17 protein-coding genes and 1 pseudogene are annotated in these 15,366 nt (G+C 47.5%); 9 read left to right on the top strand and 9 right to left on the bottom strand.

Annotated elements, in window-relative coordinates; all coding sequences use genetic code 11:
* The first annotated feature begins 447 nt into the window (after window positions 1–447).
* Window positions 448–780, top strand: coding sequence for a DUF6883 domain-containing protein (locus IQ256_RS24760; RefSeq protein ID WP_193858361.1), 333 nt, complete (start codon window positions 448–450; stop codon window positions 778–780).
* 19 nt (window positions 781–799) lie between these two features.
* Window positions 800–1,045, top strand: a complete 246-nt coding sequence (locus tag IQ256_RS24755) for a DUF4926 domain-containing protein (RefSeq protein WP_193858360.1) — start codon at window positions 800–802, stop codon at window positions 1,043–1,045.
* Window positions 1,046–1,260: 215 nt separating this feature from the next.
* On the opposite strand, the gene IQ256_RS24750 is transcribed toward IQ256_RS24755, so the two are convergent.
* From IQ256_RS24750 to IQ256_RS24740, 3 genes are all read right to left on the bottom strand, one after another.
* Complete coding sequence (locus IQ256_RS24750) at window positions 1,261–1,725, bottom strand: PIN domain-containing protein (RefSeq protein ID WP_193858359.1); 465 nt, start codon at window positions 1,723–1,725, stop codon at window positions 1,261–1,263.
* Window positions 1,725–1,967, bottom strand: coding sequence for a hypothetical protein (locus IQ256_RS24745; protein WP_193858358.1), 243 nt, complete (start codon window positions 1,965–1,967; stop codon window positions 1,725–1,727). The genes IQ256_RS24750 and IQ256_RS24745 overlap by 1 nt, the downstream gene beginning before the upstream one ends.
* A gap of 159 nt (window positions 1,968–2,126) precedes the next feature.
* Window positions 2,127–2,870, bottom strand: coding sequence for a metal ABC transporter ATP-binding protein (locus IQ256_RS24740; protein WP_193858357.1), 744 nt, complete (start codon window positions 2,868–2,870; stop codon window positions 2,127–2,129).
* A 110-nt stretch (window positions 2,871–2,980) separates the two neighbouring features.
* Here IQ256_RS24740 and IQ256_RS24735 point away from each other — a divergent pair, with 110 nt between their 5' ends.
* The 6 genes from IQ256_RS24735 (at window position 2,981) to IQ256_RS24710 (ending at window position 10,170) form a co-directional block, all read left to right on the top strand.
* Window positions 2,981–4,009, top strand: a complete 1,029-nt coding sequence (locus IQ256_RS24735) for a GTP-binding protein (RefSeq protein ID WP_193858356.1) — start codon at window positions 2,981–2,983, stop codon at window positions 4,007–4,009.
* A 56-nt stretch (window positions 4,010–4,065) separates the two neighbouring features.
* Window positions 4,066–5,196 carry a GTP-binding protein gene (locus IQ256_RS24730; protein ID WP_370623543.1) on the top strand — a complete coding sequence of 377 codons (1,131 nt, stop codon included), beginning with the start codon at window positions 4,066–4,068 and terminating at the stop codon, window positions 5,194–5,196.
* A gap of 205 nt (window positions 5,197–5,401) precedes the next feature.
* Entirely contained in the window at window positions 5,402–6,220 is an 819-nt protein-coding gene (locus IQ256_RS24725) for a hypothetical protein (protein ID WP_193858355.1), read from the top strand.
* 45 nt (window positions 6,221–6,265) lie between these two features.
* Window positions 6,266–7,501, top strand: coding sequence for an FAD/NAD(P)-binding protein (locus IQ256_RS24720; RefSeq protein WP_193858354.1), 1,236 nt, complete (start codon window positions 6,266–6,268; stop codon window positions 7,499–7,501).
* Window positions 7,502–8,264: 763 nt separating this feature from the next.
* The gene (locus IQ256_RS29840; protein ID WP_228025242.1) at window positions 8,265–8,675 is read left to right on the top strand and encodes a hypothetical protein; all 411 of its coding nucleotides are present in this window, start codon (window positions 8,265–8,267) and stop codon (window positions 8,673–8,675) included.
* Between the two features lie 364 nt (window positions 8,676–9,039).
* Window positions 9,040–10,170: a DNA cytosine methyltransferase gene (locus IQ256_RS24710; RefSeq protein WP_228025241.1), complete on the top strand. Its 1,131-nt coding sequence runs from the start codon at window positions 9,040–9,042 to the stop codon at window positions 10,168–10,170.
* A gap of 224 nt (window positions 10,171–10,394) precedes the next feature.
* Here IQ256_RS24710 and IQ256_RS24705 read toward each other — a convergent pair whose 3' ends face one another.
* The 3 genes from IQ256_RS24705 to IQ256_RS24695 all read right to left on the bottom strand — a co-directional run bounded on the left by IQ256_RS24705 (window position 10,395) and on the right by IQ256_RS24695 (window position 12,920).
* Window positions 10,395–10,562, bottom strand: a complete 168-nt coding sequence (locus IQ256_RS24705; protein WP_228025240.1) for a type II toxin-antitoxin system RelE/ParE family toxin — start codon at window positions 10,560–10,562, stop codon at window positions 10,395–10,397.
* A 58-nt stretch (window positions 10,563–10,620) separates the two neighbouring features.
* Window positions 10,621–11,868: an FAD/NAD(P)-binding protein gene (locus IQ256_RS24700; protein ID WP_193858352.1), complete on the bottom strand. Its 1,248-nt coding sequence runs from the start codon at window positions 11,866–11,868 to the stop codon at window positions 10,621–10,623.
* A 176-nt stretch (window positions 11,869–12,044) separates the two neighbouring features.
* Window positions 12,045–12,920, bottom strand: a complete 876-nt coding sequence (locus tag IQ256_RS24695; RefSeq protein WP_193858351.1) for a M23 family metallopeptidase — start codon at window positions 12,918–12,920, stop codon at window positions 12,045–12,047.
* 374 nt (window positions 12,921–13,294) lie between these two features.
* Between IQ256_RS24695 and IQ256_RS24690 the strand changes: the two genes are divergently transcribed.
* The gene (locus IQ256_RS24690) at window positions 13,295–13,600 is read left to right on the top strand and encodes a helix-turn-helix transcriptional regulator (protein ID WP_193858350.1); all 306 of its coding nucleotides are present in this window, start codon (window positions 13,295–13,297) and stop codon (window positions 13,598–13,600) included.
* 289 nt (window positions 13,601–13,889) lie between these two features.
* On the opposite strand, the gene IQ256_RS24685 is transcribed toward IQ256_RS24690, so the two are convergent.
* The 3 genes and pseudogenes from IQ256_RS24685 to IQ256_RS24675 all read right to left on the bottom strand — a co-directional run.
* Window positions 13,890–14,276, bottom strand: a complete 387-nt coding sequence (locus tag IQ256_RS24685) for a VOC family protein (RefSeq protein WP_193858349.1) — start codon at window positions 14,274–14,276, stop codon at window positions 13,890–13,892.
* 44 nt (window positions 14,277–14,320) lie between these two features.
* Complete coding sequence (locus IQ256_RS24680; RefSeq protein WP_193858348.1) at window positions 14,321–15,142, bottom strand: DUF6597 domain-containing transcriptional factor; 822 nt, start codon at window positions 15,140–15,142, stop codon at window positions 14,321–14,323.
* Window positions 15,143–15,151: 9 nt separating this feature from the next.
* A pseudogene (locus IQ256_RS24675) lies at window positions 15,152–15,366 on the bottom strand (IS5/IS1182 family transposase); the annotation flags it as partial.

Raw genomic sequence — 15,366 nt, 5'->3', positions numbered from 1 at the left:
GCTCCCTAAACACGGGTTGCCCAGCGAGCAAATTGTGCGCCTGGCGCTTCAGCATCTACAGCCAACCGTTTTATCCAAACGTAAGTCCGCTCTACTTCTCCCTAAATTACTCAAAGCTAAACCTAAGCACCCTGAACGCCAAAAAGAACTGCCTGTTGCCGCTTAAAATAAAGCTCAGCTTTCAACAAAAACTTCGCACTGCCTAGTTAGTATTAGCGTAGCGCGAAACTGAAGATACAATATCCACTATCTCAGTACACCTTCTAAATCTGCGATTTTCCATCGGAAGGGCTTCGTCATCGCGCTGACTCTTTTTGCCTGCTTTCTATCGGCGTTATTATTTAGTCCTAGTCAAGGAATTTTGACGCGCGATCGAGGGTAATCCGAAGCTCGATCGCAGTATCTGCTGATTTCAAGATATCGGTTTCTGGCTAGAAATGAGTTTGAATGCTAATTCCAAATGCTGAGCAAGCAGCCGTTGATATTCGTAAACTGCGCGACTACTGCCTTAACTTAGAGCATGATGATGGAAAGCATAAAGCTCGGCTGTTTTCATCAATTTTAGGTATAGTGGCTAGCGATGCTGAAGGGTTACGCCAGGTACTGCTTAAAGCCGTAAAAACACAAGAAGCTCAGTTGGGCAGAAAGGACGAGTTTGGGCAACGCTACACCTTAGATTTCGCAATCAGATGGCAGAATAGAAGTGCAATCCTTCGGAGCGGGTGGATCATCGAGCATGGTTCAACCATTCCAAAGTTAACGACCTGCTATCCTCTTTAGTCCGGTGGAGGTATGAAGTATGACAAGTGATGCTAAATTGCTAGATGTAGTCGCCTTAACGATCGATCTTCCTCAGTACGATCTGTGGCGCGGTCAAGTTGGGACAGTAGTTGAGACGCTGGCAAACGGTACAGCATTTGAAGTTGAATTCAGTGACCGTGCCGGACGCACTTATGAATCCCTGGGGCTACGTTCGGATCAAATTATGGTTTTACACTTTGAACCAAAGATCCGTGGGATACAGCCTGAAGCAGTCGCGATGTAAGTAGAAGGTTCTGGATCTGCGATCGCGCTGACTCTTTTTGCCTGCTTTCTAGCAGCGCTGTTGTTTAGTCCTAGTCAGGGGATTTTGACGCGCGATCACTAACAGTCAAAAACTCAGTTGTGAGACTTGAACGACAAGGTTGAGCGGCTGTCAAAGCGCCTAAACCTTAGCCTATATTTTAGTTCAGTCCGCTCAGACATAGTATTAAGTAGTACCTATTCGGTTGTCATCGCTTCACTGAGTACTTGTTGGGGACGCACAATTGTAATGCCTGGAACTCCTGAAAAATCATTTGGGTTCAGCGTTAGAATATGACTAATACCAGAAGTTAGCATTACAGCGGTAACACGGGCATCGTGAGCTCGTTTACCTTTAATTCGGTTATCAGTAACAAGAGCAAACCAGCTTGGAAAAATCTGGGAGGTTTCACCGGCCACAGGAAAATGATCCAACAGTTGCTCAGTGATATCGCGCGTTTGCTCAACCGACCATCCCAATCCATTCACATCCACCGGACGGGTTGCGACAACCCACAGCTCAATCAAAATTTGTGCTGTTAGATAGCACTCGTTGCCCTGAAACAACAAAGTGGCCACAGCTTCAGTAGATAAATCGTGTTGAGCATCAGATGGATTACTGAATCGCAGAACAACATTGGTATCTAGCAAATATTTGGCCATTATTCGTAAATACTGCCACGGTCAAAGGCGTCATCGGATAGTGTAATGCTTGTTTTAGGTAGCTCAGCTACCCATCTGCGGAAATCTTCGGCACGTTCAGCAGGTGTTGCATTTTGCAAGGATGGGATAGACTGTGCCACTTGCTGAGTTTGAGTTTTGACTGAATTGATAAAGTCGGCAATCCTCCTCAGCTCACTATCACTGAGTTGATCAATTTCCTGCTTGAGAGTCTCTCGTAGCATAAGCTCAATCCAAATGCGATGGCTTTGCCTCAGATTAGCTGATTTGTGCCCTAACTAGCTATCTAGTAGTTTTCAGCTCATCTATAAAGCAAGGCTGCTTTTTGACACCACAACATCTTTTTAGCTTTACTCAGGGCGATCGCACCCTCACCCCACAGGCTAACAAGCAAACGGAATGACGTTTTGATCATGCATGGCCGCTTGAATATTCTCACCGTATGCCTGTTGAATATTGTCCATCGTCATCACCGCTTGAGGCGTATCGTTAGCCAGCACGCGGCGGTTGAGCAATAGCAGTCGATGATAGCGATTGAGCGCTTCGCCCCATTCGTGACTGCAAACCAGCAGGGTCTTACCTTGGCCACTGAGATCGGCGAAAATGCTCAGCATAATGGCTTCGGTTTTTTTATCGATGCCGCTAAATGGTTCGTCTAGCAAAAATAAATCGGGATGCTGGGCTAGAGCGCGGGCTAGAAAAATTCTCTGCTGCTGACCGCCCGAGAGCTGGCCAATGGGACGATTTCTAAAGGGCAACATTTCTACCCGGTCTAGCGCCGCACTTACTATTTTTTTGGCTTTGACATCGGGAGAGCGCCCCCAGCCAAGGGCCATCGTCTGTGCCATCATCACTACATTCCACGCCGTGATGGGATAGTCCCAATCAATCTGCGATCGCTGTGGCACGTAGGCCACTCGCCGTCGCTGTCGCCTGAGTGAAACCCCATTTAATAAAATCTTGCCTCGATAGGGCGTCAAACCTAGAATCGCTTTGACCAAAGTGCTCTTGCCAGCACCATTAGGACCAATTAACCCCACCCATTCGCCTGCTTGCAAAGTCAGCGAAACCCCTGTGAGTGCTTCGATTCCTCGGTAGTTAACCGACAGATTTTGAACCGCTAGCATACTGAAAAAATGATAATCATTGTCACGCACGGGAAAAGTTTATCAGACTATTCCTACACAGCCTCGTTTAGAGTGTAAGATTTTGAGAATGATAATCATTATTTTACACTATGCCTGAGAACTGTCCAACTGAAGACTGTTTAGCTGAAAGCTGTCCATCTGAAGACGATTTGGCAGTCACGATTCCTAAGCAAGGGATGCCCGTTACAGTGATTACCGGTTTTTTGGGCAGTGGTAAAACCACGCTGCTCAATCATATTTTGAATAATGCTCAGGGGCTGAAGATCGCTGTGCTGGTGAATGAATTTGGCGATATTAATATTGACGCTCAGCTGATTGTCTCTACGCAGAACAATATGGTAGAACTCAGCAATGGCTGCATTTGCTGCACAATTAACGACGGGTTGGTGGATGCGGTTTATCAGGTGCTAGAGCGTGAAGAGCGGATGGACTATCTGGTGATAGAAACCACTGGACTCGCCGATCCGCTGCCAATTATGATGACATTTGTTGGAACTAGCTTAAAAGACTTTACTCGGCTAGATTCTGTTGTGGGTGTGGTAGATGCTGATAACTTTGGCGCAGATCTCTTCAACAGTTCGGTATATGAAAATCAGCTAATCTACAGCGATATCCTTCTACTCAACAAAACCGATTTGGCGAGCGATAAGCAATTGCAGGCCATAGAAGCCGAGATTCACAGAGTAAAAGATGGTGCGCGGCTGCTGCGATGTAGCCTAGAAAACCCTTTAGGAACCGATGCTGAGCTGCCACTTTCTGCCATTTTAGGGGTAGGGCTAGCCGATACTGAAACCTATCGTCTTTCAAAGCAAGAGATGTCTGATCATGTGGCGAGCGATCGCTTTGTTTCCATGCCGTTTCGGAGCGATCGCCCTTTTGATCTGGCCAAGTTTGAGCACTTTTTAATGCAACAACTTCCCAGCAATATTTTTCGCGCCAAAGGCATTCTCTGGTTTGAAGGGCAGCCAAAGCGATACATCTTTCAGCTATCGGGCAAACGGTTCAATCTTGCTGCCGATAGTCACCAATGCCCTACTCAAAATCAGCTCATACTCATTGGTCGTCAGCTCAACCCCCTACAGCTCTATCAACAGCTCAGCAACTGTTTAACCAGCTAATCCATTCGGATCAAACAGTTATTGCACTCATCACTAGTCATCATTAGGAGACAGTTATGCCCCTTCCTTCAGCGTCAGATTTTGCCAGCATAATGCCGCTATCGGTTGATGATAAGCGATTGCCTGTCACAATTATTACAGGGTTTTTAGGTAGTGGAAAGACCACTCTAGTCAATCATATATTAGAGAGTTTTGAAGACTCTAAAGTTGCTGTGTTGGTAAATGAATTTGGCGATATCAATATCGATAGCCAGTTCATCGTCCAGATTGAGCAAGACATGATTGAACTAACAAATGGCTGCATCTGCTGCAGCATTAACGACGATTTGCGCGATGCGGTTCACCGGGTGCTTGGTCGCCGCGACCGGATTGATTATCTGGTTGTAGAAACTACAGGCGTTGCCGATCCGCTGCCGATTACCCTCACTTTTTTGGGCACAGAATTACGCGATCTAACTCGGCTCGATTCGATACTGACTTTGGTAGATGCTGAGTCTTTTGCGCCGGATATTTTTGATAGTCAGGCAGCTTATAGCCAGATTGCCTATGGCGATATCATCCTCCTCAACAAAACGGATTTGGTCACGAGCGATCGCATAGAATTCTTAGAAGAAAATCTTCGCAATATTAAAACTGGGGCCAGAATCTTAAGAGCCGAACAGGGAAAAGTACCGCTGCCGCTGATTATTGATATCAAGTTGGGAGAAGTTGGTGCCTATCAAGAGAAAGCTGAAGAGAAAGAGAAAGAGAAAGCCAAAGACTCTGAGCTGGCCGAGTCTCATCAACATCACGGCAATCATAGCCACTCGCATGAGCATCATGAGCACCACAACCATACACACCATAATCATGACCACTCTCACGATCACCACTCGGCCCATCTAGAAAATGATGGATTTATGTCGTTTTCTTTTCAGTGCGATCGCCCCCTCATTCTCAGAAACTTTCAGCAGTTTCTAGACAATCACCTACCCGAGACTGTTTTTCGCGCTAAAGGCATTCTTTGGTTTCAAGAAAGCCCAGCTAGACACTTCTTTCAGCTCACGGGCAAACGGTTCCAGCTTGAAGAAGGCAGATGGCCAGGTGCGCGTAGTAACCAGCTCGTATTTATTGGTCGAAACTTAGATCAAGACGTGATTCAACAAATGCTAGAAGACTGCGTAGCGCCTGTTTCATCTCCGGTGTAGCGTACCGTTCCTAAGAAGTGCTTTCCTGAGGTGCTTTTCTATGGACTCTTAGCCGATGAAAGTTTCGCGCAGGAAGCACACAGTCCGAAAAACTCCAGCATGTGATAGAAGATCTAGAGGCAATGAATGACAGTCATCCTATATATTGTCTGAGTATTGTCTGTTACCGTTACGATTGCATCTACAGTTTTTAGGAAATAGTTCCATGATTTCATTAGTTAATGACGCTCTGCCTGTTGCTGAAGGTTCAGGCTCTAAGGGGTTAGACAGTCTTTCAGCAAGCTCAATTTTGCAGGGCGTTGACGCGGTTGAAGTGAGCAGTTTGCCGCTCATTTGGCAACAAATTGCAGCTAGAAACGTAGCGGTAGGGCATAGCGATCCTGATTTTTTGGTCGCAATGGCTCAATTGTTTTATACAAAGGCCACAGATCGTAGCCCTGAAGTCTTTCAACAGAAAGGATTCCAGCAGAGCCCTGACTTTCAATCTTTCTATGCCAATGGAGCAAGAAAAACCTTAGATTTTTTCGGCCACGATTTTGTTCAATCGGCATACCCTGACTTTGATTTGGCATTAGAGACCGCTAGAGCGCAAGATGGCGCTGAGCGAGTCGTGGCCTTTGTTCGCGCAGTGTTTAATGAACTCGGATATGACCTACCTGCCAGCTTTTATTGGATGTTGCTGTGCCCCATTGAGCGAGACTCTATTCATGAGGCGAGACCGATGTTTTTTGATCCACAAATGCAAGGCGTAAAACGAGCCTACGACGCTTGTCTTCACGGGTTCAACGTCACGGCGATGCTGATGTTGGTGCAGTCTCGTGCTTCTGAGCAAGGACTGTTAATTCAGCATGGCTGCGGCTGCGATCACTCTTTGGCGCAGTTGATTCCGGGCAAGGCAAAACTCTCTTTCGAGTTTGAAAGCGCTCAGGGTAGAAAAAAGGCGCTGACGGCTTACCTATGGCGCTGTTGGAATGAGTACTTGCTTTTCCCGTTGGGTGTTCATGCTCACAGCTTGGCACTGTAGTTGGCGGCGCTGTAGTTGGTAGCGCTGTAGTTTGTGGAGTGATTGATGAGTTTTAGAGTGAGGATTGCGATCGCAGGTGCAGGCGTCAGCGGATTTGCCACACTGGGCTACTTGGTAAAATCGCTACGCACTGTATCCTCGGCTGAAGTCACTATCTACTGGCTACAGCCGCCACGAAAAATTCAAACTAAAAACTTGAGTTTGTCGCAGCGCGATCGCCTCACCCAGATTGAAGATATGGGCCTTGATCCAAACCAACTGCTTGGCAGCGGACAGGTTTACCACCCGGCAGCGCCGTCGCTATTTACCTTTAATGGCGACAGCGCTGCGCGTGGATTCAACTTTGTCGCTGATCGCTACGACACGACCGACTACTTTGAGTGGATACAGGCTAATCGCAATCTACTGGCCGATCTGTATCCAGACTTTGCCCCTGAAAAGGGCCAGCAACGCCACCCAGATCACACCCTTGATGATATTCAGGGCACGACCCCTCGGGGCGCGTACGGACTGTATCTTCACGATCAGTTTTTGGCGCTCAAGGCCCAGTTACCAAAACACATCACGCTGCAAGTTATCCCTGAAGCGCTGCAAAGGTTCGAGCAAAAAGAACAGATCGTCACGCTCAAAACGCGCACTCATCAATTAAGCGTTGATTATCTGGCAAAGGCAACGGGACCGAGTTTTGCTAGACTGCGAGATGAGTGGGCGGGGCGTGTGTTTAACGCTTATCCGTGCGATCGCTACGGTCATAATTTACCGCCGCAGGTCACGGTCGTCGGCGCTGGTGCAGCGGGGATTGAAGTTGCACTGCATCTGCTGCATAACCTAAGCATAGAGCAAGTTACCCTAGTCAGCCACCGTGCCCAGTCTCGTCTGCCTCAAACAGAGCCGACAGAAACTTATGAGTGCCAGTGGTTCACTCGCGAGAACATGCATCTTCAGCCCACCGCCAGAAACGCTCAAACGCTGCTGAAAAAAGAGCTAGAAGCCTGCTACCAAGCTTGTCACTTGTCCTATCCCGGCTGGGATGCGCTGTTAAACATAGCGGATTATCCTAGCTTTTTAGAAGACTATTTGGAAACAACAAACCAATCTCCTAATCACCCTTTTGCCCATCTGGTTCGTCCGGTCATGTCGTTTTACACTCAGGTAAAAGATTTACTGCCACAGGTTGATCAGATTGGCGTGCTGCATCTGATCAATCAGGTGAAGCCCTTATTTGCCACACAGTCTCGGCCCTGTGCCGAACTTATGCTAGCAGCGATCGCAGCAGGGTGACTAAAACTAATTGCAGGAGAGTTCTTACCAGAGCAGCCGACGCCGACTATTTTGCAGCCAGCGGGGACTCAGCTTCACCCAAACTGCGTGATACTAGCCACAGGCTTTTCCTCATCAACACCCTCTTTTTATCCGCAGTCTAACGATACTCGCTGCTACCGAGTGATAGGCACTTCATTAAGTGAAGTACACAATCGAGCAACGAATGTCGCGGAGGGAATTGTTGCCGACGTGTCTAAAAAGCTAGCAGACTGTGTTGTTCACATATGACTCCTCACAGCTCAACGATAGACAATCGTACTCTGGAATCGCTGCCGGATGATTTCGCACAGCCATTTTGACCTATGCTGATGAGTCGGCACTGACGCCAAACGCTGTTATCGAGAGCTGCGCTGAAGCACTTTTAGAACCGGACATCAAGTTGAGCAGGTGATGGGTACAATGTCAGGGCACGACGCAACCTGACATGAGAACGTACGATGGCAGGACTGGCGGCAGCTCGTGCGTGTAGTCGTATGTGTGGGCATCAAAAGTCCTTAGAAAAGAGTCAGATGAAAGTGGCGGTCACAGTGTCTAACGAAGGTAAACCAGCGGTTAAAGAAATCCGAGAACAGATAGGTTGCAGGCGCTCTATCTATTATCGTCAGGTTGCGAATAGGCTAAAGTAGCTATGCCAATCGGCTGCTGGCATAAAAAATACCTTTGGTCTTGAACTATCAGCCATTATGTAGTACGTATTCAACAGCATAAGAAAAAGTTCAGTATGACAGAGTTAGATGACGAATTTAGCGTACTCGCAGAATCTATAAGTTCAATTTTTACCGCTGCTGCGGCAGCTATAGCGGATGGAGTTCTCATTCGTCGCGCTACACAGAAGGACAAAGAGTTTCACTTTCAAAACTGGTTTGGAGCATTGTTAGACAGAGAAGGGCTTGACTTTGATGAACCCGGTCGCAATACATATCCAGACTTTAGGATTGTTCACAATCCAGTTGGTTATGAAATTAAGGGTCTGGGTGTACCAGGACGAGAGACTACCTATGACTGTAATAGCCAGATTCCTCATGGTATTTACAGAGGGCGGCACATTATATACGTCTTTGGTCGCTATCCAGTCCTGAAACAAACGAGTATCCAGTATTCGACCTTGTACTCTGCCACGGCTCTTTCTTGAATGCTGATACTGAATATGTACATAAGAACAAGAGTATTCGTGGCATGGAAACCTATGGCGACATACTTCTCAGAGATCGTAAAATGTATGTGGCTCCAACGCCATACGGACTTCTTGAGGGTATTGAGCGGCAGGTCACATTAATACTCCCCGCTTTTTGGTCAGTTGGTAGCAATATGTCAAGAAGAGGCTTTCTTCTCAGAACTGAGGCTGATCGAGTGATGGGTGGCTATACGTTCGACCTGACGACTAATGAACTACAAGCAACATGGCGAAACAATCCGCATGCTGGTCGGGAATATCGATTCATAGCTTATCGGCCAACTTCGTCACCAGGACCAGAAGTAAGACTTAGACAAGACGTATGAAACTGGTACAACACTTTACAACTCATGGACTTTGTGCTGGAGCAGGTGGCCTCGACCTCGGCTTTGAACTTGCAGGTTTCAAGCATCACCACTCTATGGATATCGAACCTTTGGCGGTTCAAACGCTGAAGCTTAATAGACCTCACTGGAGTATATCCAGAGCAGATCTACGTGATTACTCTATTGCAGCAAGTAGCACTCCCGACGTCCTGCTAGCCGGTGTCCCTTGCCAAGGTTTCTCGCTTGGTGGCAAGCGCCAAGACTCAGATCCAAGAAATCAGCTGTATAAACACGTTGTCCGTCTTGCGAGAGAAAATCAACCTAGAGTTGTTGTTATAGAGAATGTTCTTAATCTTAGAACCATGAGGTGTCCAAAAACAGAACTTCCTTTCTCTCAAAAAATTGCTGAAGAGCTCAAAAGCGTCGGCTACGTTGTGCATCACAATATATTCAAGATGTGCTTTCATGGAGTCCCACAGACTCGCCGACGTTTCGTTTTTGTTGCATTCCTACATGAATCTCCAGAAGGATATCATCTACCTCCACCTGACCAAAAAACTACGGCAATTAGAGAGCATTTGTTTGATCTAGCGAATGACAAAGATCGACCTATCAATCTACCCAATCATAAACCTGCTTGGGGTTTTCGCAGTGCTGTTCACACAGAAACAGGAAGTCCATTCTCTTCGGAAGAAGTTGTCGTTCCTGTTCGCTTCTCTCGCACAGCGTCTGATGGTCATCCAGTACGCTCATTTGATTCTCCATTTCCTGCCGTAGACACTGCTACTGTGTGGGGTTGGGCTCAGGGCAATGTTGTTGCTGAGAGAAAGCGTAAAGATAGAGAAAAAGGTAAACATATCCGAAACCCAAACGCTGAGGTTACTTTATGGCGTATACAAGCATCTCGCCTGCGTTCCTTTACTCACCGTGAGTATGCACGTTTACAGACATTCCCTGATAGCTGGGAATTCGTAGGAGGCAACAAAAGAGACATTCATAAACAAATTGGCAATGCGGTACCTGTTGAATTCGCGCGTAGACTTGGCTGCAACATTATGACAGCTTTAAAGTGTATAGATAGCAAAACTGCGTTCCCAAGAAAGGAAGGTCAACTAACCCTGTTTTGATCACTTTGTGACGTGATTGAAGCGAAGACGCTGCTGTTCAACTCTAAGAATAGTGCATATTAACTGCCCTAAAATCTTTCGGTTCTGACACTTTGGTTGATTTGCTTCGGCGATCACACACCGCCATCCTCAGTATGAGTCTCATCACCGTTGATGGGACTGGCCCCCATTTCCCGAAAACAGCCAAACAGTGTTCTCCACAACGAGTGTGAGTAAAAGCCAGACTAGATTTTGTTAGGGTTGAATTGATCATTAATCCGAATGCTATGCTGACCTTCTCTATCACCGACGAGACGCTCCAATCGATTAGCTAGCGGGACGCGAAGATCCTGAAGGGTTTCTTCCCAATTCAGCATCCGAAGTTTCTGCAATGACACTGGCTGAATGTCCAAGGGTAATTTCTGACATATGGATGAGCTATGCAAACATGTTTTTGCCTAACATCTCTTTTTATCTGGCGCGGGAAAAAGCCAGACTAGATTTTGTTAGCGCTGGAACAATGCGATCGCCCGCTAGCTTTGCACCAAACAAATTCCTGGCAACTGGCCCTACCTGCAACGCCGCCCAAGGCCCCATCAAAAACAATTCACAACCGGGCCAGCGCAAATGTTGATCTAGAATGGGCAAACCGTGAACAACGTCGACAGGATGTTGTTCCATAACATCTTGTAAAAGTGGATGCGCTGTAATATCTAAACGGGTACCCGTCGCTAACCAGATACGGTTAATAGACTGGTGATCAAAACAATCGTGAACAGTCGGGTTATCACACTGTACCTGCCAGTGTTCCTCTTGCCAGACCGCGTGAGTTACCTGACACTGCTCATACAGAAATACGCGATCTTCTCTAGCAAACTTTCTGAGCCGGGTAAGAGTCTCAGGCGTAAAAGACCCTCCATTGCGCGCCTGCTGAATCATCTGCCAGCGCCTATCCCAATCGGTTTCTGCCTCAAATCCCTTCAGAAATTTAGGGCCAAGCCAGCCAGGTGCCGCGTCAAAAATCTTTTCTCTAAACGTCCGTCGGCCCATCAACAGAACCCGCGCCTCTCGCTTGAGGGCACCCATCGCCAAGTGAGCGCTGGTCAGACCGCCACCCACAATCAGCACTGTTTCGCCCGCTAGCGAGGGCAAAGACGGTAAAGAGACAGCTTTCGCATGGCAGAGCCGCTCTGGTGGATAGCCACTCACCTGCTCAGCCCAGTCTGGTACTTTCACCGTAGGTGCGCCAGTAGCCAACACGACTCTGCGGGCGATTACGGCTTGTCCATCTGCCAAAGTTAGCCGAAACCCCCGACCCTGTGGGGTCAAGCCAGCCACCTTTGCCTTAGTCACTTGGTTTCGCAGATGCCAGCGATCAATGACGGTTTCACAAAAGTCTCGAAACAGCTCCGTCCCTGGCCGACCGTATGGATCATATAGTTCGTCACCCCGGCCAGTAGCAAAGGTACGCAGGTTATGGGGATTGCAGTCGGGGTGATGAACGGCTGGAGAGCGCAGATGGCGAATTTCCTGGGCTGCAAACTGCCTGTGCCACTGAGTCAGCCAGGTGCCGCTGGGGTCGAAGACCTGAAACCCAGGAGAAAAACCAGCGCTTAAACGCTCCCGCATTCGCTTATGCTTTTGCAGCAGATGAGTGATCAGCGTCAGCGCCTGCGGCCCTGCACCAATAACGGCAATATCGATCTGAGACTGAGCCATATTTTTTAGTAGGCAGATTGCAGAAGATCAACGAACTGCAAAATATGATAATGATTATCGTTATTATTCACAAGCACGCATCCGTTCTACCACGAAAACTATGGTAGAAACGTTGGCAGTTCGCAGTTTAGCCGATGCGCTTTTGCCACAAGCGAGGTTAATCATCACCGTACACACTACTCAACACCCTCGAAGCGCCAGGGTACTGGATCGACTGCAATGCCGTTCACATATAGGCCCCAGTGCAGGTGCGGGCCGGTCGATGCGCCAGTCGAACCCACACCACCAACCGTTTGTCCAGCGGCGACAAACTCACCCTCTTGAACGTCTACCCGGTTCATGTGAATCATGATGCTGAGCACCCCCTGTCCGTGGTCAATGCCCACTGTGTTGCCGTGGAGTTCAAATCCATCTCGCACTAGGCCGACTAGCCGGATATGGCCAGCTGCTGGTGCAACAATCGGTGAACCAGTGGGCGCTGCATAGTCCACGCCCCGATGGTAATAGTCTTCTGCAAAAACGCCGTTGTAGTAGCGCTGCACGCCAAATTCTGTACTTACTGAGCCTGTGCTTGGCCGCAGTAAAGGGCCTTGCCAATGGCGCTCTGGCGTTACGATTTTTTTGAACTCAGCTACCCGATCAAACTCATGGTCGGTGCCTAGATCCGACTGGCCCGGCGGTAGCGTGATGTATTGAGTGCGAAATTGGCGATCGCTGATCGCGATGCTGTGCGATCGCACTACTCCTGCCTGTGTCACCTGAATCGTCCACTCTCCTGGCGCATCGCGTGGACTGGTCGGTACAAAGGCCCTGAAGCGACCGTCAGATAAAGGAAAGCTGGGATACTGGCTGTCACCAATAGAAACGAATGGCCTATCATCTTCTGCTGTAACCCCAGTGATAAAAACCGAAAGCGTATCTCCCAACCGAGGACTAGCTGGCAGTAGCGTCACCTGATACGCCTGAGCTGGGCTGCTGTGTAAGGCCCAAGTAACAAAGCCGCTGGACACTGCCATTGCCGATAAGAATGCTCGCCGAGAAAGTTTTGTCATTTTGCCATCCTGAATTTGCCATCCTGAATTTGAACAAACAACCAAAGAACAGCCGACCGAAACAGTTTGATTGGCAGCAGTTTGGTCGCTAACGCCAAGAGAGGTTGCTATCCTACAATATTTTGAGAGTGATAATCATTTTTATAAGATAGTGATACGTTTTCTGCTTGTCAGTGTTATTAGGAACTTGCCTCACCGGCTGGAATGCCCTGATTAAAGACCAGATGGATATCCGCTATCGATCCTGTAACCTGATGGAGTTGCTGCCCCACCTATTAGAACGGTAGGCGATTGACCTATCTAATATAGTTAAAAAAACAGTTCTCCATCATTCATTGATTGACATATTTGTGCAAATATGCAAATATAAGATTATGGATAAAGAAAAGGCACAAGAATTAGCAAATTTGCTGAAAGCGTTAGGAGAGTTTAATCGGCTTTCCCTCGTTTATGAATTGTGTCAATGCAAAGCGCCTCAAAATGCGATGTGCTTGTGTGAATGCTGTAGTGTGGACGCTTCTGGCGTATCACGTCATCTTAAGGTTCTGTCTCAAGAGGGTATCGTTAGCTCTGAAAGGAAAGGGCGTGAGATACAGTACTCTCTCAACAGGGTCGAAGTGGCACAGCGGCTTCGCCAGCTCGCCGACATTATTGAAGCAGAACCATCATCTGAAATGTAGGAGAAAGGACATGGAAGCTACTGATAACACTAAAAAGACGACTTGCAATTGTGACTGTGGAAATGCTGAATGCTGTAAAGAGAAGACATGTGAGTGCTGTAAAGAAACCTGCTGCTGCGAGTAGGTTTTAGGCGAGTCATTTGCTGAACGAAAATTGTTCAGCAAATGCAAATATTAGCATTTCAGAAGAGACTCTTTACATCAGCAGTCTGGGTGGTAGATGTGACAAGGCTGCTGTAATTAGCCAGGGGTACGACGGGTATTTCATTGCAACACACTCTCTACCGAGCTAATTTCGATCCTCTACGATATCTAGAATTAGTCCAGCCGGATCCCTGACCATAAAGTGAGTCTGCTGCCAGGGTTCTTCTTTAAGCTCAAAGTGAATATCAAGTCCCTGTTTCTGTGCCTCTGCGTAGGCTTCTTTGACGTCAGCGACCTCAAACGACAGGACCATGCCATTGGTTGTTGCTTTTGTATGCAAAAACGGAGGTTGCGTTGCCAAGTTAGGCAACATGAATCCCACTTGAGCACCATTGTTCATATTGACCAAATGCAAATAAAAATCTGGTTCGAAAAATACTGCTTGAAATCCGAAATTCTCTGTATAGAAGGTCTGCTGGGCCTCTAAATCTTCACAGACATACAACGGGTACATCGATTTGAACTGAATCATGTCACACCTCTATTGATTAAACGTGTGATTACTTTATCCAGTGTCTAAGACGATGAATTGTAGATTTCGGCCATGTGTCTAATTTGCCCTGGTGTCAACCCAGTCAGACTGCGTATCTCTTTAATTCTATGGGCATCATCGTAAAATCCATCGTTGGTTACCAATGTGTCGGGATTGAGTAACGCTCTCAGCAAAGCTTGTAATCGCACGATGCGTTGAATTTTCTTCGGCCCAAATCCGAACAGTGACTGCATGATGCGTCTGAATTGCCTGTCGCTAAGACCAAAATGGCCTGCGATCGCACTTACGCCTGCTTCACCGACAGATACCTGCATAGCCGTCAAAACATTGCTGATGTCCAATGCCTTATTTGTACTGAGATCGTTTGGTGATTGTACCAGACGATCTATTAGAAGTGGGTCTAGGTTGTTAGCTAATTCGTTATAGTGTTGTAGATTTTGAACTTCGCTTACCAGCGTTTGAATGGCGAGACTTTTTGTTGTGTGCTCGCCCGGAACTAAGGATTTTATTAACGACCAATCCGTGCCAAAGAACATTGGCATCTGCTCGGTGCGAAAGCTGACGCCGACATAGCTGATAGGACCTGTTAACTGAATGCTAAATTTTTCAGAAGTGGGTAAATACACAACTGAAAATTCGTCGATACTGGGCGACATCACCAAGTCGGTTGCATTGTCTGGAATCACTTCCAGTAAAGTCTCGCCGTCAGCTACATCAAGCCACCAATAGTAATAAATAAATGTGCTCAAACGCTGCGATGGCAACGCACAGTGGCAGGTCAAGTTATCCGTACCCAGTTGATACAGTTGTAGGGGAAGTGGTTTTTGGCTATCTATAGAACCCATTTGAGATCTCTAAGCGTTGGCAGCGAGCCGCTTGAGCATTAACCTAACGAAGCAGAAGTCCATTTGAGCCTTGGCATGTACCAGCGTTCTCTCGAAATTCTTGGTCAAGCTCTTACAGCGTTCCATCCAGGCATTAGAACGCTCAATCACCCACCTGGTGGCAACAGGCACAAAGCCGCTTTTCCCCGCCGCCGCTTTTTCTGCTTTCGATGGCTTCGGCGATA

Origin of the sequence: cf. Phormidesmis sp. LEGE 11477 (genome assembly GCF_015207105.1) — a bacterium.
Lineage (GTDB): Bacteria > Cyanobacteriota > Cyanobacteriia > Phormidesmidales > Phormidesmidaceae > Phormidesmis.
Note: the sequence above shows the minus strand (reverse complement) of the source record. Positions and strands in the feature narration are given on the sequence as shown.

What these genes read in the sequence shown, in the direction of transcription:
- IQ256_RS24760 (WP_193858361.1), top strand. Translation starts at nt 448, where the DNA reads ATGCTAATTCCAAATGCTGAGCAAGCAGCCGTTGATATTCGTAAACTG.
- IQ256_RS24755 (WP_193858360.1), top strand. Translation starts at nt 800, where the DNA reads ATGACAAGTGATGCTAAATTGCTAGATGTAGTCGCCTTAACGATCGAT.
- IQ256_RS24750 (WP_193858359.1), bottom strand. Translation starts at nt 1,725, where the DNA reads ATGGCCAAATATTTGCTAGATACCAATGTTGTTCTGCGATTCAGTAAT.
- IQ256_RS24745 (WP_193858358.1), bottom strand. Translation starts at nt 1,967, where the DNA reads ATGCTACGAGAGACTCTCAAGCAGGAAATTGATCAACTCAGTGATAGT.
- IQ256_RS24740 (WP_193858357.1), bottom strand. Translation starts at nt 2,870, where the DNA reads ATGCTAGCGGTTCAAAATCTGTCGGTTAACTACCGAGGAATCGAAGCA.
- IQ256_RS24735 (WP_193858356.1), top strand. Translation starts at nt 2,981, where the DNA reads ATGCCTGAGAACTGTCCAACTGAAGACTGTTTAGCTGAAAGCTGTCCA.
- IQ256_RS24730 (WP_370623543.1), top strand. Translation starts at nt 4,066, where the DNA reads ATGCCCCTTCCTTCAGCGTCAGATTTTGCCAGCATAATGCCGCTATCG.
- IQ256_RS24725 (WP_193858355.1), top strand. Translation starts at nt 5,402, where the DNA reads ATGATTTCATTAGTTAATGACGCTCTGCCTGTTGCTGAAGGTTCAGGC.
- IQ256_RS24720 (WP_193858354.1), top strand. Translation starts at nt 6,266, where the DNA reads ATGAGTTTTAGAGTGAGGATTGCGATCGCAGGTGCAGGCGTCAGCGGA.
- IQ256_RS29840 (WP_228025242.1), top strand. Translation starts at nt 8,265, where the DNA reads ATGACAGAGTTAGATGACGAATTTAGCGTACTCGCAGAATCTATAAGT.
- IQ256_RS24710 (WP_228025241.1), top strand. Translation starts at nt 9,040, where the DNA reads ATGAAACTGGTACAACACTTTACAACTCATGGACTTTGTGCTGGAGCA.
- IQ256_RS24700 (WP_193858352.1), bottom strand. Translation starts at nt 11,868, where the DNA reads ATGGCTCAGTCTCAGATCGATATTGCCGTTATTGGTGCAGGGCCGCAG.
- IQ256_RS24695 (WP_193858351.1), bottom strand. Translation starts at nt 12,920, where the DNA reads ATGACAAAACTTTCTCGGCGAGCATTCTTATCGGCAATGGCAGTGTCC.
- IQ256_RS24690 (WP_193858350.1), top strand. Translation starts at nt 13,295, where the DNA reads ATGGATAAAGAAAAGGCACAAGAATTAGCAAATTTGCTGAAAGCGTTA.
- IQ256_RS24685 (WP_193858349.1), bottom strand. Translation starts at nt 14,276, where the DNA reads ATGATTCAGTTCAAATCGATGTACCCGTTGTATGTCTGTGAAGATTTA.
- IQ256_RS24680 (WP_193858348.1), bottom strand. Translation starts at nt 15,142, where the DNA reads ATGGGTTCTATAGATAGCCAAAAACCACTTCCCCTACAACTGTATCAA.